This is a genomic window from Actinoplanes auranticolor (assembly GCF_018332655.1).
GTDB lineage: Bacteria > Actinomycetota > Actinomycetes > Mycobacteriales > Micromonosporaceae > Actinoplanes > Actinoplanes auranticolor.
Window position 1 is genome coordinate 1 of record NZ_BOQL01000052.1, and the last position, 25020, is coordinate 25020.

Sequence of the window (25020 nt, forward strand, 5' to 3'; positions counted from 1 at the left end):
ATCATGCTCACCTCCGGCTTCGCGTTCTCCGCCGCCGCGATGAACATCAGCGACCTGTCCGGCGCCGGGCTCGGCGTGCTGATCGTGCTCGGCGCGACCTCGTTCGCCGGCGTCGAACAATCGGTGGTCTACATCGAGGAGAGCAAAGACCCCCGACGCACCATCCCGACCGCCACCTACGTCACCATCGCCGTCATCGGCACCGCCTACGCCCTCGCGTCCTGGGTCCAGATCTCCGCCGCCGGACCCCGACCCATCGAACGCGCCACCGCCGAAGGCGCTGATCTGTTCTTCAACCAAGCCGCCGTCCTGCTCGGCGATACCGCGCTCACCGTCGGGAAAATCCTGCTCGGCACCGGCCTTGTCGCCGCACTCCTGGCCTTCCACAACGCCATCGCCCGCTACACCTTCGCCCTCGGCCGCGAAGGCGTCCTGCCTAGAGTGTTCGGCCGGTGCACGATCAAGGGCGCACCCCGCAACGCCTCCCTCGCCCAGACCACCCTCGCCCTGGCCGTACTGGTCCTCTACGCCATCGCCGGCTGGGACCCCCTCGTGCAGTTGTTCTACTGGGGATCCACCACCGGCGGCCTCGGCATCCTGCTGCTCTACACCCTGACCAGCATCGCCGTCATCGGCTTCTTCGCCCGCAACACCCACGGCGAGAACCTGTGGCAACGCCGCATCGCACCGCTGATCGCCACCGCCGTACTCCTGGTCGTCGCCTACCTCGCGATCGACAACCTCGCCGGACTGTACGGCGTCACTCCCGGCACCGGCCCCGCCCGCATCGTGCCCCTCGCGCTGGTGGCGATCTTCGCCACCGGCACCGCCTGGGGACTGATCCTCCGCCGTACCAATCCGCAGGTCTACCAAGGCATCGGTCGCGGTGCCCGCAGCGCCACCGCCTCCACCTCCGGCCTGTCCGCCCTCCTCTGACGAAAGGCAAACCGATGACCAGCACCGACACCGCCCCGACGCTGCGCCTCGCCGGCCCCGACGACATCAGCACCGTGGCCGACATCGTCGCCGAAGCGTTCGACCACCTGAAGGTCATCCACTACCTCGTCCCCGACCCCGGCCGGCGCAAGACGATCACCCGGGACTGGTACCGGCTCTACATCGCCCACGCCATCAACGGCGCGGGCCAGGTCGTCGTGACCGCGGACGCCGGCGCCGCCGCGGTCTGGTTCGACCGCACCCGTCCCTTGAGTGAGCCCGAAGGCTACGAGAAGGACCTGGCGGAGCTCGCCGGTGAGTACCTGCCCCGGTTCCAGCACCTCGATCTGCAGATGGAAGCCCACCACCCCACCGATCCGCACTGGCACCTGCTGTTCCTCGCCGTACGCCCGGACCGGTGGAGCCAGGGCCTGGGCAGCCGGCTGATGGACCACACCCATGCCCGGCTCGACGCCGACGGCATCCCCGCCTACCTGGAAGCGACCGGGCTCCAGAACCGGAAGTTGTACCAGCGGCACGGCTACCAGGACATGAGCCCGCCCACCATCGCGGTCACCGGCGACACGGTGCTGTACCGCATGTGGAGGCCCGGGCAGAGCGGCTGAAGTCCCCCGCCCCGCGTTCTCCGCCCGACGTTCAGCCAAGGACCCCGATCGCCATGACAGAACCCTCACCCGACTCGCGCGACCCCGCCGGCCTGATCGCCGAGCATCACCGTGACGTCGAGCGGCACGTCGCCTCCTTCGGCGAGGATCGCATCGACGTTTCCCGCCCGTCGCCGGCCCGCCGCTACAACGACCTGCAGGGTGGCAAGGACAACTTCCGGGCCGACCGTGACTCCGCCGCGAAGTTGCAGCAGGCCCTGCCCACCATCCGCCTGGCCGCCAAGGAACTACGCCGGTGTATGGAGCGTCAGGTCGCGTACCTCGCCGAACGGGGTGTGCGTCAGTTCCTCGACATCGGATGCGGGTTGCCGCAGGAGCCCAACGTTCACGAGATCGCCCAGGCCGTCGATCCCAGCAGCCGCATCGTGTACGTCGACTGCGACGAACTGGTCGGCTCACACGCCCGCGCGCTGCTCGTCAGCAGCCCGGAGGGCACGATCCAGTTCGTCGCCGGCGACCTGACCGACATCGGCACGGTCCTGCGCCACCGGACCACCCGTGACGTGCTCGACTTCAACCAGCCGATCGCGGTGCTGCTCCTGGCCGTGCTGCACTTCATCGTCGACGACCAGCGGGCGTACGCCGCCGTCGACCAGATCAAGGCCGCCCTGACACCCGGCTCGTACGTAGCCCTGACCCACGTCACCTTCGACGCGCTCGAACCCGAGACAGCCGAGCATCTCGCCGGGCTGGCCGCGAGCATGGAACACGGACCGTTCCGAGCGCGCACTCACCGGGAGATCGCGACGTTCCTCAGTGGATCGGAGCTCGTGGAGCCAGGTCTGGTGTCGACCGTCGAGTGGCACCCGGAGCGAGCCCCGGAGCCGCAGGCCACCGCCGAACAGGCAGTCGCATATGCCGCGATCGGCCGAATACCGTGATCATCCTGCGCCCGCCGAGACCAGGCGGTTCCCGGCACTCGTCACGCAGCCCGGCGTGGCGGCAGGCTACCAACTCGGTGAACGTCTGGACGTAAATACCATGTTATGGAGCATCATGACCACGTACCGTGAAGGTCATGATCGACCCCTCGGCTGACCGGGCGGTTTTCCGCCAGCTCGCCGATCTCCTGCGCGACCAGATCCAGTCGGGTGCTCTCGCGCCCGGTGAGCCGCTGCCCAGCGAGCTGCGGCTGGCCCAGGAGTACGGCATCAGCCGCACCACCGTGCGCCAGGCCATCGGTCAGCTCCGGACCGAGGGTCTGGTCACGGTGGACCGGCCACGAGGGACGTTCGTCCGCGTCCCGGAGCCGACCGAGCTCATCACCCTGCGCCGCGGCGAGAAGGCCGGCGCCCGCATGCCGACCGATGCGGAGCGCCGCGCCCACCGCCTCGCCGAAGGCGTGCCCGTCCTGGTCATCACGGCACCCGACGGCACCACCACCGTGCACCCGGCCGACCGGGTCCAGCTGACCCGTCCCTGAGCCGCACGCGGCTCGTCACTTCCGGGCCCGGCGGCGGAATCCGTGGGCCGCGTCCCACGACTCGATGACGAGGTGATCCGCGGGCACCCCGAGATACGTGAGGGACACCTCCGTCACGTCGATGCGGAAATAACCCGCCCCCGGCACCGAATCCTCTCCCGGCGTCGGCATCTCCACCGCCCGGCCGGCCAGCTTCGCGTCACCGGGCCACTGCTCCGGTGCGTCCGCCGGCGGCTCGAGGGTCGGGCTGTGCACCGCTATCCGCGGATCACGCCGCACGTCGAGCAGCTTCATCGAGCCGCCCATCATGCCGAACGTCACCTCGCCGTCCTCGAATTTCAGCTCTGTCGCACTGATCCGCGGTGCACCGTCACGGCGCAACGTCGCGATCGTCTTGTTGGTCCCCGCGTCGAAGCGGGCCCGCACCTTCGCCGCGAACTCGGCGAACTCGTCCTCGATCTCCTGCCACCTGGCCATGCACCGACCCTAGAAGCCGGGTCTGACAAAAACTCAGAACAGGTTGTACTGCTCGATCGCGACGGTGAAACCGTGCCCCGACTCGGTGTTCTCGCAGCGCATCGCCTTGCGGTCACTGCTGCACAGGAAGTCCCCGGCCCGCAGCGACCTGCCGTAGGCGAGCGTCTGCTTTCCACCCAGCACGGTGTCACCGGCACACGTGAACGTGGCCTCTTCCGTCCGGTGGACCGAGATTCCCGCACCCCAGTCGAGGTCGCAGTCGTCCGGCGCCGGCGGTGGCTGCCAGTTCTTGCGGACGATGTCGCAGCGGGCCCCCGACTCGTCGAGGTAGCAGCCGATGTTCCCGGACGGCGACACGAAGTTCGCGTCGCTGACTTCCTGCGGCGGCTGCGGAGACGGCAACGCGACACCGGTCGACGGCGGGCCGCTGGGCGGCGGCGCGTCGCCCAGCGCCGCGTTTGTGGCGATCGCCTCAGTGGTCGGTCGCGGCTCCACCCGGTCCGGCGACGCCGAACACGAAGCCAGGGCCGCCAGGGCTGCCACCAGCGTGATCGCCCCGCCCAGCCCGGCCCGTCCGCGCGCTGCTGCCACGTCACCTCCCAAAGGCGGAATGATAAGGGCGTGGAGCAAGAACAGTGAGCACCCGCGACGTACACGAATCGCTGCCGCCCGCGATGCGTTCCGCGGTCGACGACTTCGCGGTGCACCTCGCCCGCGTCGACAACCGCTCCGCGCACACTGTGCGGGCTTATGTCGGAGATGTCGTCTCGCTTCTCGATCATGCGGCGGCGGCCGGCTGTGCCGCCCCGGCCGATCTGGACATCACGGTGCTGCGGGGCTGGCTCGCGCAGCGGATGACCGACGGCGCCGCGCGTACCTCTCAGGCTCGTCGGGCCGCCGCGGCCCGGACCTTCACCGCCTGGGCGCACCGGTCCGGGCTCTGCCCGGCCGACGCCGGCGCGCAGCTGGCCAGCCCGCGGGCCCACCGCGACCTGCCGTCGGTGTTGCGCGCCGACCAGGCGGCGGACCTGGTCGTCACCACGGCCGACCCCCATGCGGTACGCGACCGAGCGGTCCTGGAACTGCTCTACGCAACCGGGGTACGGGTCAGCGAGCTCTGCGGCCTGGACAAGGCGGACATCGACGGGGGCCGCCGGGTGATCCGGGTCTTCGGCAAGGGCGCCAAGGAACGCATGGTCCCGTACGGCATCCCGGCCGAGAAGGCTCTCGACGACTGGCTCCGCCACGGCCGCCCGGAACTGGCCCGTCCCACCAGCGGCGACGCCCTCTTCCTGGGCGCCCGCGGCGGCCGGCTCCAGCAGACGGTGGTCCGCCGGATCGTGGCCGCGGCTGCCCAGGCCGCGGGCCTGCCCCACACCAGCCCGCACGACCTGCGCCACTCGGCGGCCACCCACCTGCTGGACGGAGGCGCAGACCTCCGCGCGGTCCAGGATCTCCTCGGCCACTCCTCACTGTCGAGCACCCAGATCTACACCCACGTCTCGACCGAGCGCCTCCGCGCCGCCTTCAAACAAGCCCACCCCCGAGCCTGACCGGGGCCGGCAACTGGCCGACGCCCCGCCGGCGACCGCAGGCCGGCCTCGCCCGGGCGGGCGACCGCAGGCGCACCGCAACCGGACGGCGACCGCAGGCGCGGGCCGGGAACGCCAGGGCCAGCGGCGGGCGGATCTCACAACCGGGCGACGACCGCAGGCGCGCCGCGCCCCGGCGGCGACCGAAGGCGCGCCGCGGCCCGGCGGTGGCCCGTCCGGGGAACGGCAGCGACGGACCCGCCGGCACCACGTACGATCAGGGCGTGAGCGTCGGAGATCCGCCCCCGCCCATCCCGGGAGCGCGGCTCCTCTTCTCGCTCGACCCGGCCACCGCCTACCTCAACCACGGTTCCTTCGGCGCCGTCCCCATCGGGGTGCAGCGCACCCAGCAGCGGCTGCGGGACGAGGTCGAGCGCAATCCGATGTCGTTCTTCGCCCACCCGGGGCTGACCGACCGGATCGTCCATACCCGACGGCATCTGGCGCACTTCCTCGGCGCCGATCCGGACGGCAGCGCCCTGCTGCCGAATGCCACCGCCGCGGTCTCGCTGGTGTTGCAGTCGGTCCGGCTCAAATCCGGCGACGAGGTGCTGCTCACCGATCACGGGTACGGCGCCAACGCGCTCGCCGTCCGGCGTCAGTGCCGGCGGGACGGGGCCAGCGCGCGCACGGTCGCCCTGCCGCTGGATGCCACCGATGCCGAGGTCGTGTCGCGGATCCGGGGGGCGTTGCGGCCCGGCAAGACCAAGCTGCTGATCGTCGACCAGCTCACCTCGCCGACCGCGAAGGTGCTGCCGGTGCGCGCGATCGCCGACGCCGCCCGGCAGCATGACATCCCGGTGTTCGTCGACGCCGCGCACGTGCCCGGCATGCTGCCCGTGCGGGTCGACCGGCTGGGCGCCGACTTCTGGGTGGGCAACCTGCACAAGTGGGCCTTCGCGCCGCGGGGCACCGCCCTGCTCGCCGTGGCCCCGGCCTGGCGCCGGCGGATCGAGCCGCTCGTCGTCTCCTGGGAGCACGACGCCGGCTTCCCGCTGTCGGCCGAATACCAGGGGACCATGGACTACTCGTCCTGGCTCGCCGCGCCGGCCGGGCTGTTCACCCTGCGCACCCTGGGCGTCGAGGCCGTGCGGCGGCACAACGCGGCGCTCGCGGCGTACGGTCAGCGGCTCGTCGGGGCGAGTCTCGGCCTGGCGCCCACCGACCTGCCGGACCCGGGCGCGGCCGAGGCCGCCATGCGGATCGTGCCGCTGCCGTCGGGGATCGCCACGACGCAGCCGGAGGCGCACGCTCTGCGCCAGCAGATCGCCGACAAGCTGGCGACCGAGGTCGCGGTGAACGCGTGGGGCGGCCGCGGCTGGCTGCGGCTGAGCGCCCAGATCTACAACCGCCCCGAGGAGTACGAGAACCTGGCGGAACGCCTGCCGCCCCTGCTGGCATCCCTGCGCTGAAGTCCGCAACACGATCACAGCGGCAGCAGCCGGACGCGCCCGAGGCCGAGCAGCGTGAGCGGGTCGAGGTAGTCCGCGCCGCGGCGCAGCCCCCAGTGCAGACAGGCCGCCGACGGACAACCGGGGTGACCGGCCGCCAGTGTGCCGAGCGCATCCCCGGCCGCGACGGCGTCACCGGGCCGGCGCGCCTGGACGACCACCGGCTCATACGTGGTCCGCAGGCCGCCGGGATGCGCCACGCTGACGACCCCACGCCCCGCGACCTGCCCGGCGAACACGATCGTGCCCGCTCCGGCGGCCCGCACCACCGAGCCGGGAGCGGCAGCCAGGTCCGTTCCGCGATGACCGGGCAGCCACGGGCGTGGCGGCGGATCAAAACGCCGCACGACCCAGGCGTCGTCGACCGGCCAGCCGAACGCCCCACCGGCCTGCGCCGGAACCGCAGCCGGGAGACCGCCCAGGACCATGAGCGCCGAAAGCAAGAGCACCATGCCAGGCATGGTGCTCTCTCCTGGGATCAGCCGCGACCCGCCCTGTGGACAACCGCGGTCGCCCGCCTAGCTGCCGCCGAAACCGGCCTCGTCCGGCAGCGAGATGTCCGGCTTCTCCAGCTCCTCCACGTTGACGTCCTTGAAGGTCATCACGCGGACGTTCTTGACGAAGCGGGCCGGCCGGTACATGTCCCAGACCCACGCGTCGTGCATCTCGACCTCGAAGTAGACCTCGCCGTCGGAGTTGCGGACGTGCAGGTCCACCTGGTTCGCCAGGTAGAACCGGCGTTCCGTCTCCACCACGTAGGAGAACTGTCGGACGATGTCGCGGTACTCCCGGTAGAGCTGCAGCTCCATCTCGGTCTCGTACTTCTCGAGATCCTCTGCGCTCATCGCTTCTCGCCCTCCATGGCCTCATCTTCCCCCACCGGCACCGGCGGCCGAGGCTGCTCGCCCGACGCCACGCCGACGGTACCCTCCACTGCTGGCCAGAGCATCAGCGGCTCGGCGTTGACCGGGGGCAGATCCGCCGGGCGGCGGGCCCGCGGCGGCCGGTTGCCGCGCCCGGAGACGGCCGCCACGTTCACGTACGAGAAGCGGTGCTCCGCGCAGGGCCCGTGCCGGGTAAGCGCCGCGCTGTGCTCGTCGGTGATGTAGCCCTTGTGCACCGCGAACCCGTAGTCGGGGAACTTGCCGTCCAGCTCCACCATCAGCCGGTCCCGGGTGACCTTGGCGAGCACGCTGGCCGCCGCCACGCAGGCCGCGACCCGGTCACCCTTCCACACCGCCAGACCCGGTGCCCCCAGCCCGTCGACCGGGAAACCGTCCGTCAGGACGTACTCGGGGCGGGTGGTGAGCGACGCGAGCGCGCGGCGCATCGCGGCCAGGTTGCAGACGTGCAGGCCGCGGCCGTCCACCTCGGCCGGCGGGACGATCACCACCGACCAGGCCAGCGCCCGCGTGACCACCTCGTCGTAGACGCGTTCGCGGGCGGCCGCGGTGAGCAGCTTGGAGTCGGCGAGCTCGTCGATCTCGCCGCGCTTGCCCTCGGGCAGGATCGCCGCGGCGGCGACCAGCGGTCCCGCGCAGGCGCCGCGGCCGGCCTCGTCGGCCCCGGCCACGTGCCGGAAGCCGCGGCGCTGCAGGGCGCGCTCGAGGGCGTAGAGGCCGCCTTCGCGGCGCACCACCGTGCGGGGCGGGCTGAGCATCAGAGGACCTTACGCAGCAGGTCGGCGAGCCCGATCGGGAAGATCTGCTCGGTCGTGGTGTCCAGCTCGGCGGTGGACCACCAGCGGTTGCCGGTGATGCTCCGCTGCTCATCGGCGTCGAAGCCGGCGGTGTCGACCTGCCACGACTCCACCCGCAGCAGGAAGAAGTCCTGCTCCTGGCGGTACTGCCGGTTGTCGTAGCTGAACTCGGTGGTCTCGTGGTGCACCGGCTCGCCCAGCTCGGCGGGGTCGGTCCGCAGGCCGGTCTCCTCCCGCAGCTCGCGCGCCGCGCCCTGGACGGGCGTCTCGCCCTCGTTCAGGCCGCCGCCGGGGGTGAACCACCAGTGCTGGTCCGCGCGTGCCGGGTCACCGCCGTGCAGCAGCAGAACCCGCTCCGCGGCATCGATGAGAAGCACCCGGGCCGCCCGGCGGTCGATGAACGTCACGCCCCCAGCCTATTGCGCCGATGGACGATCTTGACGCCGGGTCAGTTGGCCGGCGCCGGGTCCGGGACGTCGTCGAACTCCCTGGGCACGGACAGCCAGGTCGCGCGGGACACCGGCCAGAAGATCGTGAACGCGCGCCCGATGATGGCGTCGGTCCTGATCGTGGCCGCCTGGATGTTGCCCTCGGTCTGCTCGTAGTGCTCCAGCGAGTCGCCGGACGCGGAGCGGTGGTCACCCATGACCCAGAGCCGGCCGGCCGGCACGGTGACGTCGAACTTCTGGTCCGCCGCCGGGTCCTGCTTACCGTCCGCGTCGGTGTAGATGAACGGCTCGTCCAGCGAGTGCCCGTTGATGATCAGACGCTCCTGGTCGTCACAGCAGACCAGGTGGTCGCCGCCGACGGCGATGATGCGCTTGATGAAGTCCTCGCCCTCGGCACCGCTGCTCTGCCAGTCGGTCGGGGCCTTGAAGACCACGATCTCGCCCCGGCGGGGCTCCCGGAAGTCGTACACGAGCTTGTTGACCAGTACCCGGTCCCAGATGTTGAGCGTGTGCTCCATCGAGGGCGACGGGATGTAGAAGGTCTGCAGCACGAAGAAGCGCACCAGGACGGCGACGAGGATCGCCACTCCCAGCAGGATCGGAAGCTCGCGCCAGAACGAACCGCTGCGCTTGGTGGGCTCGGTGTGCTCGTCAATCACGATCGGAGCCTACGTCCCCGGGGCCGCAACCACAGTCCGGAACGCGCGGATACGCCGACACTTAAGAGGAACGGCAGCATAACGGCAGCGGTGACGGGATCGGGGGCGCGCCGGGGAGATTCACCGGTTTCCGCGGCCGCGACCGGGTGGGCCGCCGCGTACGCCTTCCAGTTGTCCGGCACGGAAAGGCTGGTGAAGTGGCTCGTCGGCCACACCACCACGAAGGCCCGGCCGATGATGTTGTCGATGGGCACCGGGCCCTGGCAGCGGGCGTCCTGCGACACCAGGCGGTGGTCGCCCATGACGAACATCTCACCCGCGGGGACGGTCACCTCGGCGAACCGGCGGCTGGTGCACTGCCGCGGATTCGGCGGGGCGTCCAGCGGCGAGTCCTCGAAGATGTACGGCTCGTCGACGGGCTCGCCGTTGACGGTGATCCGGCCCTGCTCGTCGCAGCAGGCGATCTTGTCACCGGGCAGGCCGATCACCCGTTTGATGAAGTCGCGTTCGCCCGGACGGCTGACCCCGACGAGGTCGCCGATGGTGCGGCCGAGCTTGGCCCCGAAGGTGTTGCTGATCGGCTCGGTCGGCTGCTCGGGTGCCCAGTTGTCGGTGCCGCGGAAGACCACGATCTCGCCGCGCAGCGGATCGCGCATGTCGTAGACGACCTTGTTGACCAGGACGCGGTCCTTGATCGCCAGGGTGTTCTCCATCGAGCCGGACGGGATGTAGAACGCCTGCACGAGGAAGGTGCGGATCAGCACAGCGAGGCAGAAGGCCACCACCAGCAGCAGCGGCAACTCCTGCCAGAGGGGCATCTCCTTGCGCCGGATCACCCGCCCGCGGCGACGTCCGGAGGAGGAGGGTCGATACCCCTGCATCGGTTCCACGCTACGCATCTCCCGCCGCCGTCCGGTCGAACCGCCCCGGATACAGCACTACCGCCCGGGATCCCCGTGAGGGACGTGTCGGGCGGTAGTGCGAATGGTCCACCAGCACGGCGACTGCCGCAGTGGCACTGATTCCCATCCGTCACTGACGCAAGCGTAATGCGCCCGCGCAGCAAACGTCAGTCCGAGTGAATACGGCCCGGACCGTTAGTGGGTTCAGCTGACCGTCTGCTTCTCGCGGAGCTCCTTGATCTTGGCCTTCTTGCCCCGGAGCTCACGCAGGTAGTACAGCTTGGCGCGACGCACGTCACCGCGGGTCACGACCTCGATGCGGTCGAGCTGCGGGCTGTTGATCGGGTAGGTCCGCTCGACACCGACGCCGAAGCTGATCTTCCGGACCTTGAAGGTCTCGCGCAGCCCGCCGCCCTGGCGGCTGATCACGACGCCCTGGAAGATCTGGACGCGGGAGCGGTTGCCCTCGACGACCCGGACGTGCACCTTGACGGTGTCACCGGCCCGGAAGTCGGGGATGTCCGTGCGCCGCGACTGGGCGTCGAGCTGGTCCAGCGTGTTCATCGCTGCATCCTCGTCGTACTCAAAGCGCACCGGGAGTTCGATGCGCGATTGGGTGATCCTGACCCGCTGACATCGGTGCAGGGGGTCCTCGTCCGGCCGGCCACGGCGTGGGGCGCGAACGGCAACCTCACTACTTTGCCACACCCGGGGGCGGGATCTGAAATCCGGCCTCGTCCAGGGCGGCCCGGTCCTTCTTGTCGAGAAGGTCGACCGGATAGCCGGCCATCATGTCCGGGCGCCGGGCCGCGGTGCGCAGCAACGATTCGGTACGCCGCCAGCGCGCGATCCGCCCGTGGTCCCCCGACCGCAGCACCTCGGGCACCGCCCTGTCCCGCCACACGGCCGGCTTGGTGTAGACCGGCGCCTCCAGCAGCCCGGCGGCGTGCGACTCCTCGGTCAGCGAATCGGCGTTGCCCAGCACCCCGGGCAGCAGACGGGTGACCGCTTCCATGATCACGATGACCGCGACCTCGCCACCGAAGAGCACGTAGTCGCCGAGCGACACCTCACGGACCGGCATCCGGGCGGCGGCGTCGTCGAGGACCCGCTGGTCGATGCCCTCGTACCGGCCGCAGGCGAAGATCAGATGCTCCAGCCCGGCCAGCTCGTGCGCGTCCGCCTGGGTGAACGGCTTACCGACCGGTGACGGCACGACCAGCGTGGAGGAAGGCCCGGCGACCGCGTCCAGCGCCGCCGCCCACGGCTCCGGGCGCATGACCATTCCGGGACCACCGCCGTACGGGGTGTCGTCCACCGTGCGGTGCACGTCCGAGGTCCAGGTGCGCAGATCGTGCACGGCCAGGTCGAGGATCCCGGTGCCGCGGGCCTTACCGATCAGCGACAACTCCAGCGGAGCGAAATACTCCGGGAAGATGGAGACGACATCAACGCGCATCAGAGGTCGAGCAGACCCTCGGGCAGGTCGACGAGGATGCGACCGCCGGCCAGGTCGACCGTCGGCACCATCTGGCTGACGAACGGGATGAGCGCCGTACCCCCGGCGGCCTTCTTCAGCACGATGAGGTCGGAGGAGGGCGCATGGTCGATCCGGTCGACCGTGCCCAGCACGGTGCCGTCGACCGACTCCACCGACAGGCCGGCGAGCTGGTGGTCGTTGAACTCGTCGGGATCGTCCGGTTCGGCGATCTCCGAGCTGTCGACCTGCAACAGCACGCCGCGCAACGCCTCGGCGGTGTTGCGGTCGATGACGCCCTCGAACTGGGCGATGCCCTTGCCCTGATGCCAGCGGATCGCCTCGAGGACGAGCTTCGCGGGCACCTGGTAGGGAATCCCCACGACGGCGGCAGCCGCCGGGCCGGTGCTCACCCGGCGGTCCCGGGGGACCTCCGTGGTGAACGCCGACCCGGCGGCGAATCTCGCCTCTGGATCATCGGTCCGCACCGTCACCAGCACTTCCCCACGGATTCCGTGGGGCTTCCCGATCTGACCGACGACCAGCAACATCAGGCGGCAGCTCAGTACGCGTCGACGATGTCGACGCGGATGCCGCGCCCACCGATCGAACCGATGACCTGACGCAGCGCCTTGGCCGTACGCCCGCCACGCCCGATGACCGTTCCCAGGTCCTCGGGGTGCACACGCACCTCGAGCCGCTTACCGCGGCGCGAGTCGACCAGCCGGACCCGGACGTCGTCCGGGTTGTCGACGATGCCCTTGACGAGGTGCTCCAGCGCAGGCCGGAGCGCCCCGTCAGTTCCCGTCGGCGCCGGCACCGGCCGGGTCCTTCGCGTCCGCCGCGACAGCCTCGCGGTTCGGCTCGGCCGGGTCGACGGCCTTGGTGTCGCTCGGGCGGGTCTCGGCAACCTCCGGCGCGGCCGGGGTCTTGTCAGCAGCCTTGTCGGCCTTGTCGGCCTTGTCGGCAGCCTTCTCGGTCGCCTTGGCCTTCTTGGCCGGCTTGGCAGCCGGAGCCTCCGCGACGCCGGCGGCGGCCTTCGCCTCGGCCTCGTAGGTCGCCAGGCGGCTGACCTTCTCGGCCTTCATGAGCAGCGGCGGCGGGGCCGGCAGGCCCTTGAACTGCTGCCAGTCGCCGGTCTTCTCGAGCAGACGCTGCACGGCCTCGCTCGGCTGCGCGCCGACCGAGAGCCAGTACTGCACCCGCTCCGACTTCACCTCGATGATCGAGGGGTCTTCCTTGGGCTGGTAGATACCGACGTACTCGATGGCGCGGCCGTCACGCTTGGTGCGCGAGTCGGCGACGACGATGCGGTACTGCGGGTTGCGGATCTTGCCCATCCGCAGGAGCCGGATCTTTACGGCCACGGTCTTGTTCGCTCCTGTTGCGATGACGACCGGCCCGCCTGGGAGCCGGTACGTGGGTGAGAGAACGGAACCCACGTGGGGATATGGGACCGATGCCTCGAGGACTGGCGGTGCGTGGAGGAGTTAGAGGGCACCTCACGCACGCCGGACCCGTCCATTCTGCCAGAGAGCCCGGGCTCGTCCCAATCGGGCCTGCATCCTTGGCTCTCGGCATCTCGTTCTTGGATGTCGTGCCTGGTTGCATGGTTCTGACCGTCGCTCCCGCCGATTGCCGGGTTCGTGCTTTGTTCCCTCTGGTTTGCGCTGGTTGCATGGTGGGGGCAACGGCTGAGTCCCGCGCACAAGCGCCGGCCCGTCGCCGAACAGACGAGGCCGCGCAGTAGACCAGTTCGAGTGCTATCGCACTCACTGCGCCGTCTGTCTCACCGTGGGAGCTGCGAGGGAAGGTCGAGGTGCTGGTTTGAAGCGGCTTCACCGTTGCGGCGCACAGCGACGTCAACTACGACGACAGCCCAGCCGGCAAGTGGCACCGACGGGTTGGTGAGCAGTGGTGTGGCTTGAGTGGTGCTCGGGGCTTGCTCGCGTTGCTGTGTCAGCGCTCACCAGCGAGTCCGCGGACTTTCGGGTTCGGGTCGGTCCGGGGATCGCGAATCCGTGGATTCGGGGTTCGGGAGGGTGGCGGGGTGGCAGGTGTGGGTGAGGTGCACGGGCTTGGGGGCGGGGATGACCCACGCGGATATCAAGCCTGACGGTCCGCGTGGGTCATCCCCGCCCCCAAGCCCCACCATGCAACCACCAGTACTTCAGACCCGGGGAGCAGCGGGCCGGTCCCAGCCGGGGGGCAGGGAGGTGGGGACGGGCCAGGACGGGTCCGGGTCGTAGGAGGTCCAGGTGCCGTCGAAGGGGAAATCGCCCGCCTCGATCGTTTTGATCACGCGGAGTCCTTCGGCTCGGACCGCTGCCGCGTCGTGGACCCAGTAGTGGTCCGGGAAGGCGAGGCGCTCGGTGAACTCGTCCTCGTCCTTCCACTTCCACGTGCGGTCCGGGGCCACCACCAGGTCCAGGTCCTGGTCGATCACGTCGACGCCCGCCACCCCGCCGTCGTCCCAGCGAATTGCTCTTTCTTCCAGGTTGACGTACCAACCCGTGAAGGCGCCCTGGTCGTCGCGGAAGAGCCAGACCGAGTGGTCCGCGTCCGGCGGGATGAACTTGAGCAGGCCCGGGCCCTGCCAGGTGTCGGCGGCGAGCCGGGTGCGCAGGCCGGTCCATTCGCTGAACGGCATGTCGCGGATGCCGCGGCCGTCCTCGGCCACCTCGATCACCACCGCCGAGCCGCGGGCCAGCCAGAGCAGCAGCCCGCGGTCGTCGTCGGAGACCACCCGGCACGGGCGTACGGACGCCAGCCGCGGCCCGTCGATGTTGCGGTAGAGGACCTCGCGGCCCGGCGCGTAACGCACGGGCACGCTCAGTACGACCGGGCCAGGATCGCGACCAGGTCCGGCTCGTCGTCGCTGTCCGGCATCGAGCCGTCCTCGCGGAACAGGCAGCGCACGGTCACCGCCTTGCCGTTCGCCTCGGCCTCGCCCTCGGTGCCGACGACCGACCACGGCACCCGCGCCCAGCCGGTCTGGGCCGCTTCGATCGCGTCGCCCAGCGTCTTGACGTCGACCGTGTTCGTCTCGCGGAACGCCAGCGCGTCGTCGTACATGCGCTGCTGGTCGGTCTCCAGGGCGGCGGCCACGGTCGCGGCCACCTCGCCCAGCGCCACCGGCGTCTTGCTGCCGTCGATGCGGCGGGCCACCACGGCGTTGCCGGCGGCCAGGTCGCGCGGGCCGACCTCGATGCGTACCGGAATGCCCTGCAGCTCGGCGTCGACGGCCCGGCGGCCGAACGGGATGTCGGCCCGGCCGTCCAGCTTGACCCGCACGCCGGCCGCCTTGAGCTCGTCGGTCAGCCGGCCCGCGGCCTCCAGCACGCCCTCGCCGGCCTTGACCACCATGACCTGGGCCTGGATCGGTGCGATCCGCGGCGGCAGGCGCAGGCCGTTGTCGTCGCCGTGCACCATGATCAGTCCGCCCATCATCCGGGTGGAGGTGCCCCAGGACGTGGTCCAGGCGTGCTCGACCTTGCCGGCCGCGGACGAGTACGTGATGTCGAACGCCTTGGCGAAGTTCTGCCCCAGCTCGTGCGACGTGCCCATCTGCAGGGCCTTCATGTCGCCCATCATGGCCTCGACGGTCATCGTGTTGGTCGCGCCGGCGAACCGCTCGCCCTTGGTCTTGCGACCGGGTACGACCGGGATGGCCAGCATCGAGACCATGAAGTCCTCGTACACGTTCTTGTGGATCTCCCGCGCGTGCTCCCGGGCGTCCTGCTCGGTGGCGTGCGCGGTGTGGCCCTCCTGCCAGAGGAACTCGGTGGTGCGCAGGAACGTGCGCGGGCGCAGCTCCCAGCGCACGACGTTGGCCCACTGGTTGAGCAGCAGCGGCAGGTCCCGGTAGGAGTCGACCCACTTGGCCATGAACTCGCCGATGACGGTCTCGCTGGTCGGCCGGACGACCAGCGGCTCGGCGAGCTCCTTGCCGCCGGCGTGGGTGACCACGGCCAGTTCGGGCGAGAAGCCCTCGACGTGGTTGGCCTCGCGGCGCAGGTAGCTCTCCGGGATGAACAGCGGGAAGTACGCGTTCTGCACGCCCGCTTCCTTGATCCGCCGGTCCATGTCGGCCTGCATGTGCTCCCAGATGGCGTAGCCGGCCGGCCGGATCACCATCGTCCCGCGCACCGGGCCGTTGTCGGCGAGTTGCGCCTTGGCGATGAGGTCCTGGTACCAGCGGGGGAAGTCCTCCGCACGGGGAGTGAGCACGCGAGCCATGAGGCAGCATCCTAGCGAGACCCGTGCGCAACCGACCGGGCGGCCGTCCCGTGTCCATCTGCGAGGGGCGGTGGAGATGACCGACGACTTCGACGATTTCTACCGGGACACGTCCCGCAGGCTCGTCCGGTACGCGTACGGGCTCACCGGGGACCCGGCCGAGGCACAGGACCTGGTGCAGGAGGCGTACGCCCGGGCGTGGCAGCGGTGGCGGCGGTTGTCCGGTTACGAGGAGCCGGAGGCGTGGTTGCGCCTGGTCGTCAACCGGCTCTCCGCGGACCGGTGGCGGCGGCTGGGCGTACGCCGGTCCCGGGCCGCGGCCGATCCGCCGCCCGCACCCGCGGCACCGCCGTCGGAGGACACGGTCCTGCTGGTCCGGGCGATGCGGACGCTGCCGCCGGCCCATCGCCGGGCGCTGACCCTGTACTACCTGCTCGACCGGTCCGTGGGCGAGATCGCCGCCGAGACCGGGGCCTCGACCGGCACGGTGAAGTCCTGGCTGGCGCGGGGCCGGGCCGGTCTGGCCGCCACGCTCGGCACGCTGGAGGCCGCCGCCGACCCGGCGCCGGCCGCGGGAACCCGGAAAGGAGCCGGCCATGCCCATTGACCTCGACGACCTGTTCACCTCGCTGGGCCGGCACGCCGACGCCATCCCGCTGGCGCCGGCGGAGCAGGCCCGGCACCGGGGACGGCAGCGCACCCGGACCCGGGCGATGGTCGCGGCGGCGGCCGCGGTCGCTCTGATCGCCGCCGGCGCGGGCGCCGTCATAGTGCGGCACGATCGGCAGTCCGCGCCGGTGACGTCGAAGCGCGCGCTGCCCGCGGTGGGCGCACCGATCGAGTTCGGTGACAAGGCGCGGGCCGCCACCGTGGCGGGCACCGACGGCCGGCTCTACACGGCCTGGCAGACCCTCAACGGCCAGATCAGCATGACCGCCGTGGAGCTGCGTACCGGCGCGGTCGCCTGGCCGGCCCGGCCGCTGGGCAGCCGCACCGATGAGCTCCTCGCCGTCGACGTGTTGCCGCGGGCGCTGGTGGTCACCCTGCGCCACGGATCCGGCAACACGATGCACATCTACGACCCGGCCGACGGCCGGCAGCGGTGGGCATTGCCCATCGAGGACGGGGACGAGGTCGTCCAGCACCAGTCTGTGCTGGTCCGGGCCTCGGCGAACGGCCGCACGGAGGCGTTCGACTGGGCGAGCGGGACACGGCGCTGGCAGCTGCCGGCCCAGGCCGACCGGCCGGTGTACACGCTGGGCACCTATCTCGACCGCAACGAGGACCTGCTGCTGGGCCGGCCGTTCTTCTTCACCGACGACCGGCTGGTGCAGGTCACCCGGGCGGGCCAGGTCCAGGTGCGGGACATCACGACCGGCGAGCTGCGGCGTACGGTCACCGCCGCCCCGCCGGACACCGATCCCCGCACCTATCTCGCGTACGACGGGTGGCTCTACAACGACGAGCACGAATGTTGCGAGCAGAACGGCTTCCGGGTGCGGGCGACGGACCTGCGTACCGATGGGGGCGGTTCCGAGGTGGTGTTCACCCGGGGTCCCGGGCATCAGGTCGACATGGTGCAGATGTGCGGTGAGCTGCGGGTCTGCGTGAGCGACCAGGACCGGGACGGCACCGGTACGGTCTCGGTGCTCCAGGGGGCGACCGGCCGGCAGCTGTGGCAGGTGCCCGGGGCGAAGAACGGCACCTCGGTCGCCACCGTGCACGGCTACACGCTGGTCGGCGGGGCCGAGGGCGAGCGGGTGGTCTACGACCGGGACGGCGAGCGGGTCTTCTCGACGCCGGCCGGCTCGGTGACCTGGCTCGACACGGACACGCTGCTGTTGCTGCCGAGCTTCGTGCCCGGTCCGGCCGGCAAGGTCACGCTGCCGGACGGGAAGGTGACCGTGCTGGGTGAGGTGCCACCGGCGTCCGACGCGTGCGCCTGGACGCCGGACCGGCTGGCCTGCCCGGTCGGCACCAGCCTGCGGATCTGGGACCTCAGCGGATGACCGCGCCGCGCAGCACGATCCGGCTCGGGGCGCGGACCACCCGCAGGTCCCGGCGCGGGTCGGCCTCGTAGACCACCAGGTCGGCGAGGCCGCCCTCGACCAGGCCGGGAAAGCCGAGCCAGGCCCGGGCCCGCCAGGAGGCGGCGGCCAGCACGTCGGCGGCGGGGATGCCGGCCTCGTGCAGCAACAGCATCTCCTCGGCGGCGAGACCGTGCCGGATGCTGCCGCCCGCGTCGGTGCCCACGTAGATCGGCACGCCGGCCTCGTGCGCGGACGCCACCACCTCGGGGAAGCCGTCGCGCAGGGCCAGCATGTGGTCGGCGTACCCGGGGAACTTGGCCCGGGCCTGGTCGGCGATGCCGCCGAAGGTCCGAATGTTGATCATCGTGGGGACCAGGGCGGTGCCGCGGCGGGCCATCTCGTCGATCAGCTCCAGCGACAGGCCGGTGCCGTGCTCGACCGAGTCGACGCCGGCCCGGACCATCTGGGCCACGCCCTCCTCGGAGAACGTGTGCACGGCGGCCCGGGCGCCGGCGGCGTGGGCGGCCTCGACGGCGGCGGCCATGGTGGCGGGATCCCACGAGGGGGCGAGGTCGCCGACGGACCGGTCGATCCAGTCGCCGACCAGCTTCACCCAGCCGGTGCCGGCCTCGGCCTGGGCGGTGACGGTCGCGACCACGTCGGCCGCGTCGACCTCGATGCCGATGTCGCGCAGATAACGCCGGGTGGGGGCGACGTGCCGGCCGGCGCGGACCAGCCGCGGGATGCCGGGCTCGTCGTCGAGCTCGGGATAGGGGTACGGCGAACCGGCGTCCCGCAGGGCCAGCACACCGGCGTCACGGTCGGTGTGGGCGAGCTCGCGGGCCTGGTCGAGGCTCTCGATGGGCTTGGCGCCGTACTGGATGCCGAGGTGACAGTGCGCGTCGACCAGCCCGGGAACGACGTAGCCACCGTCACTGATGGTCTCGGCGCCGGCGACGGGCTCGAGGGTGATGCGGTCCCCCACCAGCCAGAGATCGCGGATCTCGTCATCGGGCAGCAGAACCCCACGCACATGCAACGCCATGCGTAAGTCCTACCCGATCAACACCTCACTTGTCCGGAGGGGTGACCTCGCGGATCCGGTCACGGCGTCGGGTCCAACCCGGCAAGTCAAGCGTGACTTCCCAGGGACGTGCGATGGTGAGCAAGCCGTCGGTCTGCAGTCGTTGCTGGTAGGAGCCGCCTGCACCGAGGAGGAGCTCGGTCAACGTGATGCGCTCAGCCAGCGGATCGATGATCCAGTAGGCCGGGATGCCTGCATAGGCATACAGCTGAGCCTTCTCGTGGCGATCACTGACCGCCGATGACGGCGACACAACCTCCACCACCAGGACCACGTCCGCGGCCAGGACCGGGCTGCGATTCGCACCGGTCTCGCGCATCACCAGCACGTCGGGACGCGGTTCGTTGCGGCTGTCGATCAGAACCGACGAGTCCTCGCCGGGCATCAGGCCGTCAGGGCAGTTGACGTCCAGCGCATTTGCAGTCATGCGAGCGATGAATGAATGAATCGGCATGGGTGCCGGGGTCAAAGCAAGCCTTCCGTTGATCAACTCATAGTGAAGATCCTCGGGAAGGCTTGCCACGTCGTCGACGGTCCAGTCTCGCTTGTCCGACAGGTGCACAGCAGCAGTCATCGGCTCCTCCTCAAGGGGATCACCGATGACCATACTAGCTCCATGCCTAGTTGTCGTGCGTCAATATCAGCGCTTGTCGTCGCCGGGCTTTTTGGGGTTGTTGAGCTTGTTGAAGTCGATCTTCGGGAGCTTGAAACCCGGGGGCAGGCCCTGTGCCCCGCCCAGCGCGTTCGGGTCCAGGCCCGGCGGCAGCTGCGGCATTCCGCCCGGGAAGCCACCCGGCATCCCGCCGCCCACGCGCGGCCGGTTGCCGCCCTTGGTGCCCTTGCGCTTGTTCTTCGGGCTCTTGGTCGCCTTGCGCCGGTTGCCGCCGGGCAGGCCCATCATGCCGCCCATCTGCTTCATCATCTTCTGCGCGTCGGTGAAGCGGTTGAGCAGCTGGTTGACGTCCATCACCGTCACGCCGGAGCCGTTGGCGATGCGGGCGCGGCGGGAGCCGTTGATGATCTTCGGGTTGGTGCGCTCGCCCGGGGTCATCGAGCGGATGATCGCCGTGACCCGGTCGAAGTGGCTGTCGTCGAGCTCGGCGATCTGGTCCTTCATCTGCCCCATGCCGGGCATCATGGCCAGCACGTTGGCGATCGGGCCCATCCGGCGCACGGCGATGAGCTGGTCGAGGAAGTCCTCCAGGGTGAACTGCTCGCCACCGAGCAGCTTGGAGGTCATCTTCTCTTTCTGATCCTCGTCGAAGGCCTGCTCGGCCTGCTCGATGAGGGTCAGCACGTCGCCCATGCCGAGGATGCGGCTGGCCATCCGGTCGGGGTGGAAGACGTCGAAGTCCTCGAGCTTCTCGCCCGTGGAGGCGAACAGGATCGGCTCGCCCGTGACGTGCCGCACCGACAGCGCCGCACCGCCGCGGGCGTCGCCGTCGAGCTTGGAGAGGACCACGCCGGTGATGCCCACGCCGTCGCGGAACGCCTCGGCCGTGGTGACCGCGTCCTGGCCGACCATCGCGTCGATGACGAAGATGACCTCGTCCGGGTCGACGGCGTCGCGGATGTCGCGGGCCTGCTGCATCATCTCGGTGTCGATGCCGAGGCGGCCGGCGGTGTCGACGATGACGATGTCCTTCGCCGTCCGCCGCGCGTGCTCGATCGAGTCCTTGGCCACCTGGACCGGGTTGCCGACGCCGTTGCCGGGCTCGGGGGCGTACACGTCCACGCCCGCGCGGCCACCGAGGACCTGGAGCTGGTTGACCGCGTTGGGGCGCTGCAGGTCACAGGCGACCAGGAGGACCTGGTGGTTCTGGCCCTTGAGCCAGCGCGACAGCTTGCCGGCCAGCGTGGTCTTACCGGAGCCCTGCAGACCGGCCAGCATGATCACCGTGGGCGGCTGCTTGGCGAACTGCAGCCGCCGGCCCTCGCCGCCGAGGACGGTGATGAGCTCCTCGTGGACGATCTTGATGATCTGCTGGGCCGGGTTGAGCGCCTGCGACACCTCGGCGCCGCGGGCCCGCTCCTTCAGATTGGCGATGAACGACTTGACCACCGGCAGCGCGACGTCCGCCTCGAGCAGCGCGAGACGGATCTCGCGCGCGGTGGCGTCGATGTCGGCGTCGGTGAGCTTGCCCTTGCCGCGGAGCTTGGTGAAGATCCCGGAGAGGCGGTCGCTCAAGGTGTCAAACACGGCGCAACTTCCCGTTGGTCAGAGGTGAGGAGATGACCGCAAGCCTAGCCGCCCGGTCGCACGCTCACCGGTTGCGCATCCGGTACGTCTTCGCCGCCGCCTCGATCCGCCGCTGGTTGCGGGTGCCCGGGGCCAGCGAGCGCTTCGCCCGGCCGTACAGGTAGACGCCGCCGCCGACCACGATCGCGCCGACGATCAGGTAGGCCAGCGCACCGACCAGCACCTGCAGCAGCTGGACCGCGATCCAGCCCACCACGACGACGCCGGCGATCGTTGCCACCAGGTACGCGATTGCCTTGCCCATGTCAGCCTCCCGAAGAGATACCCACCCGTGGTCCACCATGCCTCGCCCACGCAAGCGGGCGCATCGGGGCGGACCCGTAGGGGTGGCCGGGCGGCGTTCGGCCCCGCCACCTGCGTAAATCGCGTATACCGCAAGTAAATGGGCCCAACCCCGACATAGTACAGATGTCCGAAAAGCCGACATCGACCGCAACCTTCTGATGAATCACGCCGTTGAGGCACGAGGAACCGGGCGGCTGATCGATCGGCCCCGACGAACATCCGGCGGAAGGACTACGGCGTGCCCCTGCGGCGGATCCTGCGACTGGCGCCCTGGGGAGTCCGGGTGCGCATCCTGAGCACGGTCCAGCGCCGGGTTCTGCCGCACGTCGCGCCGGAGCAGCGGCTCGGGATGGCCCGCCGGATCGTGCACCTGTCCGCGCCGCCGCGGCTGCCGCTCATGCGGACCGCGACGGACGCCCCGACGATGCGGGTCCGGGCCGGCCGGGGCTGGGTCACCGCCCGCCGGGACCCGGCGGCCAGCCCGGCCGGGGTACGGCGGCAGAACCTCGACCGCGTCATCGCCGCCCTGGAGGCCGCCGGCGTCGACTGGTTCCGGGTGCCCACCCGCGCGCTGCTGCAGACCGCGGTGGCCGTACCGGTGCAGCACCGGGCCCTGGTGGTCCGCCTCCTGGAGGAGCTCACCGGGACCGACGCCGGGGTTCTCCAGGTCGTGCGCCCGAGCGGGCACAAGGGGCGCCGGGCCCGGCGCACCGCGGAGATCCTGCGGGTCTGCTGGCCGGTGACCGATCCCGGCGGCAGCATGCTGCTCGGTCTCGACGTGGGCTGCGACATCGAGTTCTGGCGCCAGCAGGACGGCATCCTCAGCGGGCCGCGGGCGAACCCGATCGCCGACGTGATCCCCGCCGGAGAGCCGGTGGTCAGGGCCGGCGAGCCCGCGTTCGGCGCGTTCAGCGCGCCCGACGATCCCGTCCGCTACCGGACCCGGGAGATCTTCACGACGCCCAGCCTGGACCGGATCAGCTTCCCGATCGACGCCGTCTTCACCTGGGTCGACGGCGGCGACCCGGCCTGGCAGGCGCGCAAGGCCGCCGCGCTGGCCGACAACACCTGGCTGCACGGGGCCAGCAAGCTGGCCAACAACGACTCCCGGTACGCCTCCCGCGACGAGCTGCGCTACTCGCTGCGCGCGCTGCACTGCTTCGCCCCCTGGATCCGGCACATCTTCCTGGTCACCGACGACCAGGTGCCGGCCTGGCTGGACACCACGCATCCGCGGATCACGGTGGTCAGCCACAAGGAGATCTTCGGCGAGACCGGCACCCTGCCGACGTTCAACTCGCAGGCCATCGAGTCCCGGCTGCACCGCATCCCCGGACTGAGCGAACACTTCCTCTACCTCAACGACGACGTCTTCATCGGCCGGCCGGTCGGGCCCGAGCTGTTCTTCACGCCCGGCGGGCTGACCCGCTTCTTCCCGTCCACCGCACTGGTCGACGCGGCCCCGCGCAGCCCGACCGACCCGCCGGCGGACTCGGCCGGCAAGAACAACCGGGAGCTGATCCGGGCCGCCTTCGGCCGCGTGCTGACCCGCAAGATGAAGCACACCCCGCACCCGTCGCGGCGCAGCGTCATCGCCGAGATCGAGGAACGCTTCGCCGAGTACGTCGAGGCCACCGCCGACCACCAGTTCCGGCACCCCGACGACATCTCCCTGCTGTCGTCGCTGCAGCAGTACTACGCCTACCTCACCGGGCGGGCGGTGCCGGGCACGATCCGGTTCCGCTACACCGACCTGGCCGCGCCGGTGACCCCGTTCAAGCTCGCCGAGCTGCTGCGGCACCGCAACCTCGACGCGTTCTGCCTCAACGACATCGACTCCGACCCGGCCGTGGCAGCCGACCAGGAGGCGATGCTGGCCGACTTCCTGCCCGCGTACCTGCCGTTCGTCTCGCCGTACGAGCTGAACTCGCCGCGGGCCGCCACCACCGCACCGCCGGCCCCGCCCGCCCTGCCGGGCCGCCAGGTCGGCCGCGCCGCCGTGGCGGCCACGGGCGCGCTGCCCGCGCAGCACGACCGCGGCACCGGAGAACAGACCTCCACCAACACGCCCGTCGCCTGACCGGCGCCCGACCAAGGAGTTGCATCCCGTGAGTTACGACGCCGTCATTCTCGGCCTCGGCTACGTCGGCCTGCCGCTGGCCCAGCAGGCCATCCGGGCCGGCCTGTCCGTGCTCGGCTTCGACGTCAACGCGGCCGTGGTCGATGCGCTCGGCGCGGGCCGCTCGCACGTCGACGACCTGTCCGACGCCGACGTGGCCGAGATGCTCGCCGGCGGTTTCCGGACCACCGTGGACGAGAGCCTGATCGCCGCCGCGGACGTCGCGGTGATCTGCGTGCCGACGCCGCTGTCCGACGGCGACGGACCCGACCTGCGGGCGGTCACCGGCGCCACCGAAGCCATCGGGCGCAACCTGCGTCCGGGCATGCTGGTCGTGCTCGAGTCGACGACCTACCCGGGCACCACCGACGACGTGGTCCGCCCGCTGCTGGAACGGCTCTCCGGCCTGGTCGCCGGGCGCGACTTCCACCTGGCGTTCTCGCCCGAGCGGATCGACCCGGGCAACGAGCAGTTCGGCCCGCGCAACACCCCGAAGGTGGTCGGCGGTTACACCGCCGGCTGCACCGAGCGGGTGGCGCAGTTCTACGGGCGGTTCATCGACACGGTGGTACGCACCCGCGGCACCCGGGAGGCCGAGACGGCCAAGCTGCTGGAGAACACGTACCGGCACGTCAACATCGCGCTGGTCAACGAGATGGCGCGGTTCTGCCACGAGCTGGACATCGACCTGTGGGACGTGATCCACGCCGCGTCGACCAAGCCGTTCGGCTTCCAGGCGTTCTATCCCGGGCCGGGCGTCGGCGGGCACTGCATCCCGATCGACCCGAACTATCTGAGCCACAACGTGCGCAGCAAGCTCGGGTACCCGTTCCGGTTCGTGGAGCTGGCCCAGGAGATCAACGCGACGATGCCGGCGTACGTGGCGCGGCGGGCGCAGAACCTGCTCAACGCCGACGGGCAGGCCGTGCACGGGGCGCGGGTGCTGCTGCTCGGGGTCACGTACAAGGCCAACATCGCCGACCAGCGCGAGTCGCCCGCCACCCCGCTGGCCCGACAGCTCGCCGCGCTCGGCGCCAAGCTCAGCTACCACGACCCGCACGTGCTGCGGTGGCACGCCGGCGACGTCGAGGTGCCCCGCACCGACGATCTGGAGGGTGCGGCCGCGGCCGCCGACCTGGTGATCCTGGTGCAGCACCACCGCGAGTACGACGCCGACCACCTGGCCGGGATCGCCAAGCGGTTCTTCGACACCCGGGGCGTGACCCACGGCGCGGAGGCGCACCGACTGTGA

28 protein-coding genes and 1 pseudogene are annotated in these 25020 nt (G+C 70.8%); 10 read left to right on the forward strand and 19 right to left on the reverse strand.

Annotated elements, in window-relative coordinates; genetic code table 11:
* From Aau02nite_RS30580 to Aau02nite_RS30595, 4 genes are all read left to right on the forward strand, one after another.
* Positions 1–936, forward strand: a 936-nt coding sequence (locus tag Aau02nite_RS30580; RefSeq protein ID WP_212992070.1) for an APC family permease, incomplete at its 5' end; no start/stop codon positions are given.
* A gap of 14 nt (positions 937–950) precedes the next feature.
* Positions 951–1562, forward strand: a complete 612-nt coding sequence (locus Aau02nite_RS30585; RefSeq protein ID WP_212992071.1) for a GNAT family N-acetyltransferase — start codon at positions 951–953, stop codon at positions 1560–1562.
* Between the two features lie 53 nt (positions 1563–1615).
* On the forward strand, positions 1616–2503 hold the full coding sequence (locus tag Aau02nite_RS30590) for an SAM-dependent methyltransferase (RefSeq protein ID WP_212992072.1): 888 nt from the start codon (positions 1616–1618) through the stop codon (positions 2501–2503).
* A 137-nt stretch (positions 2504–2640) separates the two neighbouring features.
* Positions 2641–3045 (forward strand): GntR family transcriptional regulator, encoded by a 405-nt coding sequence (locus Aau02nite_RS30595; protein ID WP_212992073.1) that lies wholly within the window; start codon positions 2641–2643, stop codon positions 3043–3045.
* A gap of 15 nt (positions 3046–3060) precedes the next feature.
* Here Aau02nite_RS30595 and Aau02nite_RS30600 read toward each other — a convergent pair whose 3' ends face one another.
* Entirely contained in the window at positions 3061–3522 is a 462-nt protein-coding gene (locus Aau02nite_RS30600; protein ID WP_212992074.1) for a pyridoxamine 5'-phosphate oxidase family protein, read from the reverse strand.
* A 33-nt stretch (positions 3523–3555) separates the two neighbouring features.
* Complete coding sequence (locus Aau02nite_RS30605) at positions 3556–4113, reverse strand: DUF6636 domain-containing protein (RefSeq protein ID WP_212992075.1); 558 nt, start codon at positions 4111–4113, stop codon at positions 3556–3558.
* Between the two features lie 83 nt (positions 4114–4196).
* Here Aau02nite_RS30605 and Aau02nite_RS30610 point away from each other — a divergent pair, with 83 nt between their 5' ends.
* Both Aau02nite_RS30610 and Aau02nite_RS30615 read left to right on the forward strand, forming a co-directional pair.
* Positions 4197–5075: a tyrosine recombinase XerC gene (locus Aau02nite_RS30610; protein WP_212992184.1), complete on the forward strand. Its 879-nt coding sequence runs from the start codon at positions 4197–4199 to the stop codon at positions 5073–5075.
* Between the two features lie 263 nt (positions 5076–5338).
* On the forward strand, positions 5339–6526 hold the full coding sequence (locus Aau02nite_RS30615; RefSeq protein WP_212992076.1) for an aminotransferase class V-fold PLP-dependent enzyme: 1188 nt from the start codon (positions 5339–5341) through the stop codon (positions 6524–6526).
* A 14-nt stretch (positions 6527–6540) separates the two neighbouring features.
* Here the strand turns inward: Aau02nite_RS30615 and Aau02nite_RS30620 are convergent, their stop codons facing one another.
* From Aau02nite_RS30620 to proS, 13 genes and pseudogenes are all read right to left on the reverse strand, one after another.
* Positions 6541–7017 carry a murein hydrolase activator EnvC family protein gene (locus Aau02nite_RS30620; RefSeq protein WP_212992077.1) on the reverse strand — a complete coding sequence of 159 codons (477 nt, stop codon included), beginning with the start codon at positions 7015–7017 and terminating at the stop codon, positions 6541–6543.
* Positions 7018–7083: 66 nt separating this feature from the next.
* Positions 7084–7410, reverse strand: coding sequence for a DUF2469 domain-containing protein (locus Aau02nite_RS30625; protein WP_023561849.1), 327 nt, complete (start codon positions 7408–7410; stop codon positions 7084–7086).
* Positions 7407–8225, reverse strand: a complete 819-nt coding sequence (locus Aau02nite_RS30630) for a ribonuclease HII (protein ID WP_212992078.1) — start codon at positions 8223–8225, stop codon at positions 7407–7409. The genes Aau02nite_RS30625 and Aau02nite_RS30630 overlap by 4 nt, the downstream gene beginning before the upstream one ends.
* Positions 8225–8671, reverse strand: coding sequence for an NUDIX hydrolase (locus Aau02nite_RS30635; protein WP_212992079.1), 447 nt, complete (start codon positions 8669–8671; stop codon positions 8225–8227). Before Aau02nite_RS30635 ends, Aau02nite_RS30630 begins: the two co-directional genes overlap by 1 nt.
* A gap of 41 nt (positions 8672–8712) precedes the next feature.
* Positions 8713–9372 (reverse strand): signal peptidase I, encoded by a 660-nt coding sequence (gene lepB / locus Aau02nite_RS30640; RefSeq protein WP_212992080.1) that lies wholly within the window; start codon positions 9370–9372, stop codon positions 8713–8715.
* Positions 9369–10253 (reverse strand): signal peptidase I, encoded by an 885-nt coding sequence (gene lepB / locus Aau02nite_RS30645; RefSeq protein ID WP_246595565.1) that lies wholly within the window; start codon positions 10251–10253, stop codon positions 9369–9371. The genes lepB (Aau02nite_RS30640) and lepB (Aau02nite_RS30645) overlap by 4 nt, the downstream gene beginning before the upstream one ends.
* Before the next feature lie 225 nt (positions 10254–10478).
* Positions 10479–10838: a 50S ribosomal protein L19 gene (gene rplS / locus Aau02nite_RS30650; protein WP_203774624.1), complete on the reverse strand. Its 360-nt coding sequence runs from the start codon at positions 10836–10838 to the stop codon at positions 10479–10481.
* A gap of 130 nt (positions 10839–10968) precedes the next feature.
* Positions 10969–11733 (reverse strand): tRNA (guanosine(37)-N1)-methyltransferase TrmD, encoded by a 765-nt coding sequence (gene trmD, locus Aau02nite_RS30655; RefSeq protein ID WP_212992082.1) that lies wholly within the window; start codon positions 11731–11733, stop codon positions 10969–10971.
* Positions 11733–12299 carry a ribosome maturation factor RimM gene (gene rimM / locus Aau02nite_RS30660; RefSeq protein WP_212992185.1) on the reverse strand — a complete coding sequence of 189 codons (567 nt, stop codon included), beginning with the start codon at positions 12297–12299 and terminating at the stop codon, positions 11733–11735. The genes trmD and rimM overlap by 1 nt, the downstream gene beginning before the upstream one ends.
* 14 nt (positions 12300–12313) lie before the next feature.
* A complete protein-coding gene (locus tag Aau02nite_RS30665; RefSeq protein ID WP_184990105.1) occupies positions 12314–12571 on the reverse strand; it encodes an RNA-binding protein in 258 nt (85 codons plus the stop codon).
* Positions 12572–12677: 106 nt separating this feature from the next.
* A pseudogene (gene rpsP / locus Aau02nite_RS30670) lies at positions 12678–13118 on the reverse strand (30S ribosomal protein S16); the annotation flags it as partial.
* Positions 13119–13921: 803 nt separating this feature from the next.
* Positions 13922–14575 carry a ribonuclease FAU-1 family protein gene (locus Aau02nite_RS30675; RefSeq protein WP_212992084.1) on the reverse strand — a complete coding sequence of 218 codons (654 nt, stop codon included), beginning with the start codon at positions 14573–14575 and terminating at the stop codon, positions 13922–13924.
* 8 nt (positions 14576–14583) lie between these two features.
* The gene (gene proS, locus Aau02nite_RS30680; protein WP_212992085.1) at positions 14584–15990 is read right to left on the reverse strand and encodes a proline--tRNA ligase; all 1407 of its coding nucleotides are present in this window, start codon (positions 15988–15990) and stop codon (positions 14584–14586) included.
* A gap of 76 nt (positions 15991–16066) precedes the next feature.
* Between proS and Aau02nite_RS30685 the strand changes: the two genes are divergently transcribed.
* Together Aau02nite_RS30685 and Aau02nite_RS30690 are read left to right on the forward strand one after the other, a co-directional pair.
* Positions 16067–16597, forward strand: a complete 531-nt coding sequence (locus Aau02nite_RS30685; protein ID WP_212992086.1) for a SigE family RNA polymerase sigma factor — start codon at positions 16067–16069, stop codon at positions 16595–16597.
* On the forward strand, positions 16587–17999 hold the full coding sequence (locus Aau02nite_RS30690) for an outer membrane protein assembly factor BamB family protein (RefSeq protein WP_212992087.1): 1413 nt from the start codon (positions 16587–16589) through the stop codon (positions 17997–17999). The genes Aau02nite_RS30685 and Aau02nite_RS30690 overlap by 11 nt, the downstream gene beginning before the upstream one ends.
* On the opposite strand, the gene Aau02nite_RS30695 is transcribed toward Aau02nite_RS30690, so the two are convergent.
* From Aau02nite_RS30695 to Aau02nite_RS30710, 4 genes are all read right to left on the reverse strand, one after another.
* A complete protein-coding gene (locus tag Aau02nite_RS30695) occupies positions 17989–19065 on the reverse strand; it encodes an amidohydrolase family protein (RefSeq protein WP_212992088.1) in 1077 nt (358 codons plus the stop codon). The genes Aau02nite_RS30690 and Aau02nite_RS30695 overlap by 11 nt on opposite strands.
* Positions 19066–19090: 25 nt before the next feature.
* On the reverse strand, positions 19091–19711 hold the full coding sequence (locus tag Aau02nite_RS30700) for a Uma2 family endonuclease (RefSeq protein WP_246595566.1): 621 nt from the start codon (positions 19709–19711) through the stop codon (positions 19091–19093).
* Between the two features lie 33 nt (positions 19712–19744).
* The gene (ffh, locus tag Aau02nite_RS30705; RefSeq protein WP_212992089.1) at positions 19745–21304 is read right to left on the reverse strand and encodes a signal recognition particle protein; all 1560 of its coding nucleotides are present in this window, start codon (positions 21302–21304) and stop codon (positions 19745–19747) included.
* A 64-nt stretch (positions 21305–21368) separates the two neighbouring features.
* Positions 21369–21608 carry a hypothetical protein gene (locus Aau02nite_RS30710; RefSeq protein WP_212992090.1) on the reverse strand — a complete coding sequence of 80 codons (240 nt, stop codon included), beginning with the start codon at positions 21606–21608 and terminating at the stop codon, positions 21369–21371.
* 279 nt (positions 21609–21887) lie between these two features.
* On the opposite strand from Aau02nite_RS30710, the gene Aau02nite_RS30715 reads away from it, so the two are divergent.
* Positions 21888–23729: a stealth family protein gene (locus tag Aau02nite_RS30715; RefSeq protein WP_212992091.1), complete on the forward strand. Its 1842-nt coding sequence runs from the start codon at positions 21888–21890 to the stop codon at positions 23727–23729.
* A 28-nt stretch (positions 23730–23757) separates the two neighbouring features.
* Positions 23758–25020, forward strand: a complete 1263-nt coding sequence (locus Aau02nite_RS30720; protein ID WP_212992092.1) for a nucleotide sugar dehydrogenase — start codon at positions 23758–23760, stop codon at positions 25018–25020.

Coding starts and splice junctions, on each gene's coding strand:
- Aau02nite_RS30700 (WP_246595566.1), bottom strand. CDS start 19,711: ATGGTCATCGGTGATCCCCTTGAGGAGGAGCCGATGACTGCTGCTGTG.
- Aau02nite_RS30585 (WP_212992071.1), top strand. CDS start 951: ATGACCAGCACCGACACCGCCCCGACGCTGCGCCTCGCCGGCCCCGAC.
- Aau02nite_RS30630 (WP_212992078.1), bottom strand. CDS start 8,225: ATGCTCAGCCCGCCCCGCACGGTGGTGCGCCGCGAAGGCGGCCTCTAC.
- trmD (WP_212992082.1), bottom strand. CDS start 11,733: ATGCGCGTTGATGTCGTCTCCATCTTCCCGGAGTATTTCGCTCCGCTG.
- lepB (WP_246595565.1), bottom strand. CDS start 10,253: ATGCAGGGGTATCGACCCTCCTCCTCCGGACGTCGCCGCGGGCGGGTG.
- Aau02nite_RS30600 (WP_212992074.1), bottom strand. CDS start 3,522: ATGGCCAGGTGGCAGGAGATCGAGGACGAGTTCGCCGAGTTCGCGGCG.
- Aau02nite_RS30695 (WP_212992088.1), bottom strand. CDS start 19,065: ATGGCGTTGCATGTGCGTGGGGTTCTGCTGCCCGATGACGAGATCCGC.
- Aau02nite_RS30595 (WP_212992073.1), top strand. CDS start 2,641: ATGATCGACCCCTCGGCTGACCGGGCGGTTTTCCGCCAGCTCGCCGAT.
- Aau02nite_RS30590 (WP_212992072.1), top strand. CDS start 1,616: ATGACAGAACCCTCACCCGACTCGCGCGACCCCGCCGGCCTGATCGCC.
- rplS (WP_203774624.1), bottom strand. CDS start 10,838: ATGAACACGCTGGACCAGCTCGACGCCCAGTCGCGGCGCACGGACATC.
- Aau02nite_RS30685 (WP_212992086.1), top strand. CDS start 16,067: ATGACCGACGACTTCGACGATTTCTACCGGGACACGTCCCGCAGGCTC.
- Aau02nite_RS30620 (WP_212992077.1), bottom strand. CDS start 7,017: ATGGTGCTCTTGCTTTCGGCGCTCATGGTCCTGGGCGGTCTCCCGGCT.
- Aau02nite_RS30610 (WP_212992184.1), top strand. CDS start 4,197: ATGCGTTCCGCGGTCGACGACTTCGCGGTGCACCTCGCCCGCGTCGAC.
- Aau02nite_RS30710 (WP_212992090.1), bottom strand. CDS start 21,608: ATGGGCAAGGCAATCGCGTACCTGGTGGCAACGATCGCCGGCGTCGTC.
- Aau02nite_RS30690 (WP_212992087.1), top strand. CDS start 16,587: ATGCCCATTGACCTCGACGACCTGTTCACCTCGCTGGGCCGGCACGCC.
- proS (WP_212992085.1), bottom strand. CDS start 15,990: ATGGCTCGCGTGCTCACTCCCCGTGCGGAGGACTTCCCCCGCTGGTAC.
- Aau02nite_RS30625 (WP_023561849.1), bottom strand. CDS start 7,410: ATGAGCGCAGAGGATCTCGAGAAGTACGAGACCGAGATGGAGCTGCAG.